This window comes from Corynebacterium sp. KPL1818, from assembly GCF_000478135.1.
Classification (GTDB): Bacteria; Actinomycetota; Actinomycetes; order Mycobacteriales; family Mycobacteriaceae; genus Corynebacterium; species Corynebacterium accolens.
The window spans coordinates 244,145-254,528 of record NZ_KI515759.1 but is presented as its reverse complement, the minus strand read 5'-3'; the positions used below and the strand labels follow the sequence as shown (position 1 = coordinate 254,528).

Sequence of the window (10,384 nt, the reverse complement as noted above, 5' to 3'; positions counted from 1 at the left end):
CGGGGCTCATCCCCGCTCACGCGGGGAGCACTGGGGGACGTTCTTCTGGCGCAGGCGGTGACGGGGCTCATCCCCGCTCACGCGGGGAGCACTGGCTGATGAGAATGGTCTACCCTTGTGGGAACGGCTCATCCCCGCTCACGCGGGGAGCACCGGTAATCAGAAGCCCGCTATTTGGCAGTACGGGGCTCATCCCCGCTCACGCGGGGAGCACTCATCTACGGTCATGTCAAGCATGATGGAATCCGGCTCATCCCCGCTCACGCGGGGAGCACAAGGGGATACGCAGCAGGCCGAATTGGCCGAGGGGCTCATCCCCGCTCACGCGGGGAGCACCGCCGCGCTCGGAAGAGCACCGGGGCACCCTCTGGCTCATCCCCGCTCACGCGGGGAGCACGCCGTCTTTAGTTTCTAAAGCGGTGCCATCTGAGGCTCATCCCCGCTCACGCGGGGAGCACTCTGACTGGTGCGAATCCCCCACATTTATGGTGGGCTCATCCCCGCTCACGCGGGGAGCACATGCACCTCGTAGAGTTTGCCGAGGATGGCGGCGGCTCATCCCCGCTCACGCGGGGAGCACTATGGCAGCACCAAGGCCGCGACCGGCGGGGTGGGCTCATCCCCGCTCACGCGGGGAGCACCGTAGCCGGGGCCTGCTGGTTGGTGGTGTCGAGGGCTCATCCCCGCTCACGCGGGGAGCACGTCGGCAGAAATCAGCCTGGAAGCCCGCGATGGGGCTCATCCCCGCTCACGCGGGGAGCACGAGCTTGGCGAATACGGTTCGGGCCGCGTCGGGGGCTCATCCCCGCTCACGCGGGGAGCACATCTTGACGTTCGCCTCATTAATCTGCTCCTGCGGCTCATCCCCGCTCACGCGGGGAGCACTGAATTTCGGGCGAGCTGACTTCACAGGACTTGGGCTCATCCCCGCTCACGCGGGGAGCACGCCCGATGCGGAAAAGTTGGCCACTATGCAGGTATGGCTCATCCCCGCTCACGCGGGGAGCACTGGCGCATCGCGCTGACGATGATGTGCTGGTCAGGCTCATCCCCGCTCACGCGGGGAGCACGCTTCGACGGTGATTTTGTCTGGTTTGGCCGCGGGCTCATCCCCGCTCACGCGGGGAGCACCTCGCGTTGTAGGTGAGGTGGGAGGCGTTGCGCGGCTCATCCCCGCTCACGCGGGGAGCACCTATTGGCTCGGCTCTGCAGCGCTTGGCGCGAGATACAAATGAGGATATTTCGAGCCGCGTCGCCAGCTTAGAGGCGGAGCGAGACCGCATTGACCGCGAAATTGAAAAGGCCCACCTGGGGCAGTTTGAACGACTGACTGCGGCAGAGACCGAGGAGCGCGTCCAAGACGTGCTGAACATGGCTATGGCGGTGCCAAGCGATTTCGCCAGGGTGCGCCACGAACTTGAAGCCCTCAATCACCGATTGCGCCGACAGCTTTTGGATCCAGAAGGTTACCGCGGCGAAGTGCTCGAGGAAATCTTTAGCGGTGTAGACCACATCGCGGAATCGGACGCGGGGCGCAGCTTCCGCGGATTCTATTCATACCTCATGGATAGAGAACGCAGCGCGTGGCTAGACCAGTGGATTAAGCAAGTTTTAGAAAGCGAGGTCGGCCAAGAGTTGGCGCCAGAGAACCGTCGGCAGCTGCGGAATCTCTTCCGCGATATGGAAGAAACGAGCTTCGAGGTCAATCAAACGATGACTGGCCTGGCGCGCAGCTTGCGCAACTATGTCTCTTCGGAACAATTCGCAGAAGATCGGCGCATGATTGAGCTACTGCGTGAGGCACGGGGCATGGCCATTGATGCAGCGCAGGCATCGGAGCTGAAGGCTTTTCACCGCATGGAAACTCCCCTACAGCGCATCGGCATGTCCATTCATTCCGTATCGCGCATCCACTTGGCCAACCCGGGTCGGGAGGTCGTGGAGGAAGCACCGGTAGCCTTCCAGCCGGGCCAGGAGAACGCGGAGGCGTTGTATGAGCTGGTGCGCGAATCAGAGATTGATTTTGAGGAATTGCATGGGGCGATTCGCGGGGCCGTCGGCAAGTCGGGTCCGTGCACGATTGGCCAGGTATTACAGGCGTGCCTTCCCACGCAGGGCCTGGCCAGCGTCGTGGGTTTGGTACACATTGCAGACCAGCACCCGCTGCCGGCTTTGCACGATGATCATGAAAAGGTCACCTGGACCGAAGAAGATGGGACCATTCGCGCGGCGTATATCCCTACTATGTATTTCGATAGCACCACCGTTGAGGAGTTGTAGTGAGCGCTACTGATAATCACCGCGTCGATTCGGCGCATGAGCCCCCGCTGTGGGAAAGCGATAAAGGATCGCTGACCTATAACTCGCGCCGCGCATTGGTGCAGCTCTTGAAGGGGCCGCTCGTGCGAGCGCACAAGGAACCTGTCTTATGGTCCGCCATCATCTCGGACGAAGACAACCTGCGCGCCCGCCTGCATGAGGTATTCCTCGAGCTGGTCGTCGATGAAGGAGAAGGGTTTGCGTTTACCCGGATGGTAGAAGAGGAAACTCTGCCTATCCCGCAGGTGCTGCGCACGGATAAGCTTAAGCACATCGATACCGCCATCCTGCTGAACCTGCGCCAGGAACTTGGTTTGGCGCTGCCCGGTGAACGCGTGATTGTGGATGTAGAAGATCTCCGGGAGGGCATTGGCTACGTCCGCGCGGTTGATAACCGCGATGAAGCCGGGTTCAATAACCGCTTCAATGCGGCGATTAAACGCATCCGCAATGAATATTCGCTGCTGAGTGCCACCGAGACTGAGGGGCGCTACGAGGTATCACCCGTCTTGCGTCAGCTTTTCGATGCCGCCACGGTCACCGCTATCCGGGATGAATACGCCCGCCTCGCAGAATCCGAGGGCGACCAGGAGGAGGCTTCCGATGACTAACCTGTATCCAGATCAATTCCGCATCAGCCGTATCCAGCTCATTAACTGGGGCACTTTTCACGGCTACTTTTCCATTCCGGTAGCCCGCAAGGGCTTCCTCATCACCGGCGGATCCGGTTCGGGCAAGTCCACGCTGCTTGACGCGATGTCGGCGGTATTGGTTCCGCAGAAGGACCTCAAGTTCAACGCGGCATCGCAGCAGGACCTCGGGCGCCATAATGGGCGCAACCTCGTCTCCTATATTCGCGGGGCGTGGCGGCAACAAGAAAATGCGCACACGGGTGAAATCGCCCCGGAGTATTTGCGTGAGGGCGCAACAAACTCGGTGGTGGCGTTGACCTACGATAATGGGGCTGGCACGCAGCACACCCTCATCGCCATCTTCCGTCTCAACGGCGGTGAAAATTCGGTGAGCCAAATTAAACGGCTCTATGGGGTGGTGCAGGGAGATGAGGACATCGATAAGCTCAGCCCCCTACTCACCCGCAACCTGGATACCCGCAAGATTAAGGCCATGTACAAGGGGCCTGGTGCGTCATTTACGCCGACGTACACCACGTTTGCGGATCGCTTTCGCAAACGCCTGGGCATCAAGAGCGAACAGGGGCAGGTCCTGCTGCACCGCACGCAGTCTGCCAAGTCACTATCCAGCCTGGACCAGCTCTTCCGGGACTATATGCTGGATACGCCGTCTACTTTCGAGCGGGCGGAGGAAGCGGTGGAGCAATTTGAGGATCTGCGCCAGGCATACCTTCGGGTAGAGGACGTCAAGGCCCAGATTGAGACGCTGGCACCCCTGCCCCAATTGCACTCCCAGCGCACCACTGCAGAAGCGGATAAGTACACGGCTGAGGCGATGAATGAGGCGCTGCCGGCGGTGCGCGCCCGCTTGGTGGCAGAGGAACTGGACTATCGCATCCGCGCGCTGACCGCCCAGCAGGCAGAGGCGCACTCTGCGGCCGAGGCGCTCGAAGCGGAGGTCACGCACCTTGACGATGCCGAGCGCCGCGCCGCCGTAGCCGTCTCCCAACTTAGTGCCGGCGAGCTGGCCGCCCTAGAAGCCAAGATAGAAACCGCGGAGAAGGAAATTGAGCACCGCTCCAAGGAGTTCCACCACCTTGCCGCTGCCGCCGACCAGTGGACCGATCACTTTGAGCTCAACCCGCACGGCTTCGCCGAGCTGCAGGCGAATGCCCGCCTGCGCATCGCGGACTTCGAGACTGACTCGGCCCAGCTTACTGAGCAGCAACAAGAAGCCGGAGTGGCCGCCCGCGATGCCGCGACAACATCCGCGTCCTTAGAAAGTGAGCTGCACTCATTTAGCTCGCGGCGCACCAATATCGATAAAGCCCTTGTGGAGCTGCGCACCCAACTCGCGCGGGATACTGGCTATGCCGAATCGGAGCTTCCCTTCGCTGGCGAGCTACTGGATATCGCCCCGCAGCAGGCGGAGTGGGAACCGGTGATCCAAAAACTGCTGCACGGATTCGCCGCCACCCTGCTCGTTCCGGAAACCGCGCGGGAAGCCATTAACCAGTGGGTCAATTCGCGCAATGTGGGCACCCGGCTCGAATACCGCACTATCCCCGAGTTTGCTCCTGCGCCCGCGCCCGCGCGCAGCCCGCAACAGCTCATCCACAAATTGGAGTTCCAGGATCACCCCATGGCGCCGTGGGTGCGCCACCATATTTCAAGCCGTTTTAACTACGAATGCGTCAACTCGGTGGCCGCGCTCGAACAGGTAACCAAGACCCCGGCCGTCACGCGCGATGGCTTGGAAAGCCGGCCCAAGGATAAGGATGGCTCGACGCGCTTTATCAAGGATGATCGCACGCGTTTTAAAGGCACGCGGTGGTACCGAGTAGGTTCCACCAATACCGCCAAGATTGAACTCCTGCGTTCCCAATTGGCGGAAGCGAAAGCCACTGCTCGTGCCATGGCCAAACAGGTCCACGAGCTCAACCGGAAGATGGATATCCTGCGCACGCAGCGCGATAAAGCGCAGCGCGTACTGGAGACTAAGTTCCAGGATATTGATACCGCTTCCGCTGAGGCGCGCAAACGCGATTTGCAAGAACAGTACGATTCTTTGGCTTCCTCCCCAGAGGCGCAGGCCCTAGCCACGGCGCACGAGCAGGCAAAGGAAAAGCTCACCGCCGCCCGCGCCCAACTGAACGAAGCACAAAAACACCTCGGCAACGTGGAGGGCGAGCTGAACCGCTCCACCCGGCGGCGCCAAAGCATCGGAACCGTGCCCACGGTGGCGGATCAGGGCATCGCCAAGGCGGTCGAAGAAGCCCTGCACAAGGGCAGGAGAAAACTCACCATCGATGACATCGATGCCCGGCGCGATGAGGTGCAGGCCAGCCTGCAAGAAACCGCGCGTAGGGCCGCGCGCCGCATCGAGGAGACGAATGCCAAGATTGTCTCTGTCCTCCACAAATACCTATCGCAGTGGCCGGCAGAAGCCGCGGATTTGGAGCCGCAGGCCAGCTTCGCCGGCGAAGGCATGGAGAAGCTGAAGTTCCTGCGCGCGGACCGCTTGGCGGATTTTCGCGCTCATTTCTTGGAGCTGCTCAATGGCACGACGGTGCAAAACCTATCGCACCTCGCCTCTTCGCTTCGCCATGCCCGTAGCGATATCGAACAGCGCATGGAGTTTATTAATAAGTCACTGGAGCGCACGCCCTTCAATGGGGACCGCACCCTGCGCATTGATGTGAAGGATGCCCGGGGCCAGGTGGTGCAAGACTTCCAGCGGGATCTTGATGCCGCAACGTCCCATAGCCTGGCGGAGATTAGCGCCGATGATCCTGAAGCTGCGGTAGCGCGCTACCACGCCCTGGACAAGATTCTCAGCCGCTTGGGCTCGTCTGAGCCAGAGGATATTCGGTGGCGCAACCTGGTCCTCGATACCCGCAAGCATGTCAGCTTCATCGGCCGCGAGTGCTATCCCGATGGCACGACCGCCAATACGTATCAGGATTCTGCCTCCCTCTCCGGCGGCCAGGCCCAAAAGTTGGTCTTCTTCTGTTTGGCTGCGGCGCTGCGCTTCCGATTGGCGGAACCAGACCAGGACGTTCCCACCTACGGTTCCATCATTTTGGATGAGGCCTTCGACCGCGCTGACCCAGCCTTTACGCGCACCGCCATGTCCGTGTTTGCGTCCTTTGGTTTCCACATGATTTTGGCAACGCCATTCAAACTCATCCAGACGCTATCGCCGTACGTGGATGGCACCATCGTGGTCAATTACGACGAGCCCATTATCCAGGGCCGCCCGCAGGCGCGTACGGGCTATTCGCTTATCGATGCCACCACCTACCCCCAGGAATCCCCGGAGTCCCCCAATGCGGATGCCTAGTGACCTGCACACACATGCGGAAAAATACCTGCGCAACCACTTTGCTGAGGCCTTAGCCGCCCCGGATTCGCTGAGCATCGACTGGCCGCTTCATCCGCCTACAGCCGCTACCGCCGCGCGCAATGTCGCCGCCACCCAGGAGTTTATCCGCGCCTGGCAGCGCTGGCCGCACCAAGAAGAGATCCACTACGAATCCCGCAATTGGTCCCGCACGGGTCTGGGCACCAATTCCGTTCCCACCCGCGCGGTACTTACCGGTGCGCCCCGCATCGCCGCGGCCGCAGGCCTCAGCGGCGAATACTCCCGCGCGCAACAGCGCGCATACGACATCGCCGCGATCTTCCCCGACTCCCCTGCATTCACCGACACCGTGCACCGCACCTATCCCCAGTGGAAGGACTTAACTGCATACGATCTGCGCTGCTTAAAGCCATGCTTGACCTGGCTGCGCGCCCATCCGAATTCCGGCGAGTGGGAGCGCGCCGTTCCGGTCGAAGGTGTGGATGGCAAGTGGATAGGCACCCACCGCCGCCTTTTACTCGCGCTGCTATCTCCCTTCGGCATCACAGATTTGGGGCTGCGCCGCACCGACGCCCGCCTGCGCCTGCGCTACCTCAACCACGCCCCAGCGCTGTCCGATATCGAGGTTCCCCTTTCCCAGGCTGCACAACTCTTTCCCACCGCTCCCCCGCGCGTTCTCATCGTAGAAAACAAGCAGACCTTCCTAGCCCTGCCCCTGCTTTCCGATGCCACCCCACCTACCATCGCCATCCTCGGCGCCGGCAATGCCGCCCGTCAGCTCCACGCCCTCGACTGGCTCCACGATGTCGAAATCACCTACTGGGGCGATCTTGATGCCGCCGGCTTCAGCATCCTCAACGGCGTGCGCGCCCATTTTCCCCACACGGAGTCTCTCCTCATGGATACCGCCACCGTCACCGCGTTCCGCCACCTCGCGGTCCCCGATCCTGGTGATGGCTCCGCCATGCTTAGCCACCTCACCACCGAAGAGCAGCGCGCCTATTCCCTCCTCTTCACCGAAGGCAAGCTACGCATCGAACAGGAGCGGATTCCGTTCGCGCATGCAAATGACGCAATTCAATCTACGTTTCAACGCTAGGTTCTAAGCTTTCGAACTAGAACCTCTGCTAGTTGTTCCCGTATTCTTCTTTCTCCGCAGCAGCAAGACGAACGCGAGTAAAAATACCTGTTGAGCCCTCAGCTAGTAAAACCTTGCGGCGGCGTCTCCATTTCTCAAGGCATCGCAGTCCACTCGATGTCCTCAAAGCCCCAGTCGGAGAAGTGCCAGGTGATGGTCTCGGTGGCATCGATAAGCGCGTGCTCCATTGTCTCTTCATCGTCACCGGTAACGGAGAGCTGGAGCATCACTGAAGTATCTTCTTCATCCAATAGCCCCACGTCCAAGGGGCCGCCATCATCGAGGCCGGAGACAAAGCGCGCGGTCCAATTTTCGCCACCAAAGAAACTGGAGTCCTCTTCTATAGAGTGCTTTTCCTCCAAGTCCCATATGGCTTCAATAATGTCCCAGTTGCCGGTAATTGCAGCGGACAGCTCAGCGTCACGCCCGTACAGCACCAGCTCGTGGAGCCACGAATAGTCAATGATAAAGCTGCTCATAATGCCTGTCAGTGTAAGCGACGAGAGCCCACTCTCTGAACGCACTCACCGAGCGTTTTACTTATAAACCCAACTGTTCAAGTTCTGCGCAGAGGGCATCGATCTGCGCCCGCGTATGGGTTGCCATGAGGGTAACGCGGAGAATCGCAGCGCCACGTGCAACAGTTGGCCACCGGATTGCCGGGACGATAAATCCATGCTCTAGCAGTGCAGCGCTAGCGTCCATTGCGGCGGCCTCATCGCCCACGTGCACGGGGATAATCGGCCCTTGCTGTGGCGTAGTACCGCGTGCTTTGTGCCAATAAGCAATATTGTCCTGCAGTTGGCTAACCAGACTGGGATCGGACTCAATGAGTTTTAACGCAGCGAGCACGGCGGCCGATGCTGCTGGCGTGGGCGAGGTAGAAAATACGAAGGACCGGGCTTGTTGCCGCAATAGCTGCGCCACCGGCTTACTCGTTGCTACGACCCCGCCTTCAGCGCCAAGCGCCTTGCTAGCGGTAATAAGTTGGATATCGGGCTGGACGCCGAAATATTCTGGCAGTCCAAGGCCGCGGTCGCCGACGGTGCCAAACGAGTGAGCATCATCGACCATAAGCCAAGCGCCGTGTTCGCGTGCCAGCCGCGATAGCTCAGGCAAGGGTGCAAGCACCCCGTCCATCGAAAAGAGGCCATCGGTAACCACCAAGGCATACTTGGTGGTCCTGTTAGCCAAGGCATCTTCCACAGCGCGGGTATCGCGGTGCGCCGTGACGACGAGGGAGGCGCCACTCGCCTTTGCGAGCCGGCAGCCATCGATGATGCTGGCGTGGTTGCGCGCATCGGAAATAATGGTGAGTTCGGGCGAGGCTAAAGCCTGCAACGTCGATAGATTGGCTTGGTACCCGGTTGCAAAAAATACCGAGTCTGGATACCCAGTCAGCTGGGCTGCAGCGGCTTCTACCGCAACGTGTAGATCAGACGTACCGGTGGTCAAACGCGAGCCACCTGAGCCTGCGCCGTAGTGATCAACGCTGTCCTTTACGGCGTTTTTAATCTCCGGATGCTCCGCCAGGCCCAGGTAATTCGACGAGCTAAAAAGCACCGCGTCTTGGACTGTCTTCCCGGTGGCCGTCCGCAAGGAGCTTTCCGGCACTTGCCCACTTGCAAAGACCGAAGGGCTGCGCCACAGGCCGTCTTCTCGCCACTTATCCAGGCGCGCAGATGCGACTTTCTCTAGGCTCTCGTTCACTGTTCTGCCTCAAAATCCACGAGCACGGCGCGTTTTTCCAGATAATCTATCAACGCTTCAACATCGGCCCCTGGTTTGATGATGAACGCCCTCGCCCCCTCGTCCGATCCTGGTTCTTTAATGTGCGGCAGGCGGTGGTACGTGCCATCTATGCAGACATAGCCGGTGGTATACGCCGGGTCATCAGACACACAGACTTCGGCTAAGACATCGGGATGCGCGGCAACCTTACTCGCCAGAACGATGGCTTCACGGGCTGCATCCTTGCCTTTGAATTCTTCCTCTGTAGCACCGTACGCGTCCATGTGGCTTACGCGGACGCCGCGCTGTGCGTCTGGCTCGCAGCGCTTACCTGTATCGGCCGCAATGAGCATCGCACCGCGCATATTCCTAGCGGTAAACGTCCCTTCAATGACTACCTGGGAATAAGCGGTTATGGGGCGCAATAGTTCCTCGATGACGTCCCTAGCCTGCGAAGGGCATTGCACCGCTTCTTCTTTTACGCCTACGCAAGGGACGTGCAGAATATCGGACTCGGCCAAAGCCTCCACGGTGATGAAGGTATTTTCCGCCATTCCCTTCGGGTGCGCCAAAGCACGTTGGGATAACGCCGCGCAGACCGCCGGAACCTCGTGTTCCCTGACGATTCGCTCTGCTCCCGAAATGTGCTGGCCTGCGGAATCAGACCGCATTCGCACTGAGAAATAAGTCATAATCTGAGGGTACCGGACGTATTGAACGGTGTTCAGGAAAAGAGAAAATTAGCCAGCCTCGACCAAACTCCGGGCGACGCTTCCCACACAGGAATACACAGGCCATGCGCTTTCCGATGCCTCCCGCCTCACCCCATGTCCTACAGCTCAATTTTCCGGCTAACCAGGCGATTTGTGTGAAAACGGCGTTAGCCTATATAGTTAATTCTCGTTGCACAGAGAACGGCACGTTCGAAGTACAACACGGATATTCCTCCATAGCTCAGTTGGCAGAGCATTCGACTGTTAATCGAAGGGTCACTGGTTCGAGCCCAGTTGGAGGAGCAACACAAACCCACTGGTAACGGTGGGTTTTTTACTTGTTCCGAGTGTCATCGTTGTATCGCGTGCTACAAACGTGCCACTTGATGGTTGGGTTAAGTAGCAGAATGTGTGTCCGTTCGGCGTGTTGCGGGGCGGGTACACGGTTAGTTACTTCATGGGGTCTTTTCTGATTCCTATCGAGTGT

General features: G+C 59.8%; 7 protein-coding genes, 1 tRNA gene and 1 CRISPR repeat array. Of the genes, 5 read left to right on the top strand and 3 right to left on the bottom strand.

The window, feature by feature from the left end:
• Nucleotides 1-3 precede the first annotated feature (3 nt).
• A CRISPR array of direct repeats spans nt 4-1,192; the repeat unit is 28 nt; unit sequence GGCTCATCCCCGCTCACGCGGGGAGCAC.
• A 2-nt stretch (nt 1,193-1,194) separates the two neighbouring features.
• The 4 genes from HMPREF1261_RS06965 to HMPREF1261_RS06950 are packed head-to-tail and all read left to right on the top strand — an operon-like array spanning nt 1,195 to nt 7,414.
• On the top strand, nt 1,195-2,280 hold the full coding sequence (locus HMPREF1261_RS06965) for a DUF3375 domain-containing protein (protein WP_084538530.1): 1,086 nt from the start codon (nt 1,195-1,197) through the stop codon (nt 2,278-2,280).
• Entirely contained in the window at nt 2,280-2,930 is a 651-nt protein-coding gene (locus HMPREF1261_RS06960) for a DUF4194 domain-containing protein (RefSeq protein WP_005278162.1), read from the top strand. The genes HMPREF1261_RS06965 and HMPREF1261_RS06960 overlap by 1 nt, the downstream gene beginning before the upstream one ends.
• Nucleotides 2,923-6,294, top strand: coding sequence for an ATP-binding protein (locus HMPREF1261_RS06955; protein WP_023030434.1), 3,372 nt, complete (start codon nt 2,923-2,925; stop codon nt 6,292-6,294). The genes HMPREF1261_RS06960 and HMPREF1261_RS06955 overlap by 8 nt, the downstream gene beginning before the upstream one ends.
• The gene (locus HMPREF1261_RS06950) at nt 6,281-7,414 is read left to right on the top strand and encodes a Wadjet anti-phage system protein JetD domain-containing protein (RefSeq protein ID WP_023030433.1); all 1,134 of its coding nucleotides are present in this window, start codon (nt 6,281-6,283) and stop codon (nt 7,412-7,414) included. The genes HMPREF1261_RS06955 and HMPREF1261_RS06950 overlap by 14 nt, the downstream gene beginning before the upstream one ends.
• A gap of 134 nt (nt 7,415-7,548) precedes the next feature.
• Here the strand turns inward: HMPREF1261_RS06950 and HMPREF1261_RS06945 are convergent, their stop codons facing one another.
• From HMPREF1261_RS06945 to HMPREF1261_RS06935, 3 genes are all read right to left on the bottom strand, one after another.
• Nucleotides 7,549-7,932 carry a hypothetical protein gene (locus HMPREF1261_RS06945; protein WP_023030432.1) on the bottom strand — a complete coding sequence of 128 codons (384 nt, stop codon included), beginning with the start codon at nt 7,930-7,932 and terminating at the stop codon, nt 7,549-7,551.
• A 61-nt stretch (nt 7,933-7,993) separates the two neighbouring features.
• The gene (locus HMPREF1261_RS06940) at nt 7,994-9,163 is read right to left on the bottom strand and encodes an 8-amino-7-oxononanoate synthase (protein ID WP_023030431.1); all 1,170 of its coding nucleotides are present in this window, start codon (nt 9,161-9,163) and stop codon (nt 7,994-7,996) included.
• Nucleotides 9,160-9,876 (bottom strand): 6-carboxyhexanoate--CoA ligase, encoded by a 717-nt coding sequence (locus HMPREF1261_RS06935; RefSeq protein ID WP_023030430.1) that lies wholly within the window; start codon nt 9,874-9,876, stop codon nt 9,160-9,162. The genes HMPREF1261_RS06940 and HMPREF1261_RS06935 overlap by 4 nt, the downstream gene beginning before the upstream one ends.
• 251 nt (nt 9,877-10,127) lie before the next feature.
• Here HMPREF1261_RS06935 and HMPREF1261_RS06930 point away from each other — a divergent pair.
• Nucleotides 10,128-10,200: transfer RNA gene (locus tag HMPREF1261_RS06930), tRNA-Asn, on the top strand.
• Nucleotides 10,201-10,384: the final 184 nt, after the last annotated feature.

Coding starts and splice junctions, on each gene's coding strand:
- HMPREF1261_RS06955 (WP_023030434.1), top strand. CDS start 2,923: ATGACTAACCTGTATCCAGATCAATTCCGCATCAGCCGTATCCAGCTC.
- HMPREF1261_RS06950 (WP_023030433.1), top strand. CDS start 6,281: ATGCGGATGCCTAGTGACCTGCACACACATGCGGAAAAATACCTGCGC.
- HMPREF1261_RS06945 (WP_023030432.1), bottom strand. CDS start 7,932: ATGAGCAGCTTTATCATTGACTATTCGTGGCTCCACGAGCTGGTGCTG.
- HMPREF1261_RS06935 (WP_023030430.1), bottom strand. CDS start 9,876: ATGACTTATTTCTCAGTGCGAATGCGGTCTGATTCCGCAGGCCAGCAC.